1 protein-coding gene is annotated in these 701 nt (G+C 71.5%); it reads right to left on the reverse strand.

Going from position 1 to position 701, the window contains the following annotated elements; translation table 11 throughout:
• Positions 1-458, reverse strand: a 458-nt coding sequence (locus E1289_RS37810; protein WP_207929425.1) for a cellulose binding domain-containing protein, incomplete at its 3' end; no start/stop codon positions are given.
• Between the last annotated feature and the right edge of the window lie 243 nt (positions 459-701).

The following is a 701-nucleotide window of genomic DNA, read 5'->3' on the forward strand; positions in this document are numbered from 1 at the left end:
GTGGTGGGCGGGTCGGTCGGCGGGTCGGTGGGGTCGCCGCCGCATTCCATGCCGTTCAGGGCGAAGCCGGACGGGGCGGTGTTCGTCCCGGTGTAGGCGAACTGCGCGCCGACCTGGACCGCCGCGCCGGTCGCGAGGGAGCCGTTCCAGCTCTCGTTCGAGACGGTGACCGTGCCGCCGGACTGGGACCACCGTCCGTTCCAGCCGCTCGCGAGCCGCTGGTTCCCGGCGTAGGTGTAGGTCAGCGTCCACGCGTCCACGGACGATCCCAGGTTGGTGATCGTGAGGGCGGCCGTGAACCCGGTGCCCCAGTCGTCGGTGGTGTAGTCGACCTCGCACGCGACGGCGGCGTCCGCCGTGCCCAAAGCCCGGCCGGTGCCGGTGACCAGCGAGCCCGCGGTGAGGAGGGCCCCGGCCAGCGCGGCCAGCGCGGCGGTGCGGGGGGTGAGCGATCTCATCGGATCTCCGCTCTCACATCGGTGCGATCAGCTTGGGAGCGCTCCCACTCCTGGACTGACGGTGAACGTAGAACGGTCTGGCGCGGGCGGGGAAGACCTGTTCCATTCCTTTCACGAACTTTCACAGGGCAACGCGCGCGGAGTGAGGGCGCCCGCGCGGCGGCGGAAACCCGGTGTCCCGGCGGCCCTTGACAGGGCGGGCGTCCGAACGGATTCTTGGGAGCGCTCCCACTACTCCCGACC

The sequence above is a fragment of the Actinomadura sp. 6K520 genome, from assembly GCF_004349245.1.
Lineage (GTDB): Bacteria > Actinomycetota > Actinomycetes > Streptosporangiales > Streptosporangiaceae > Spirillospora.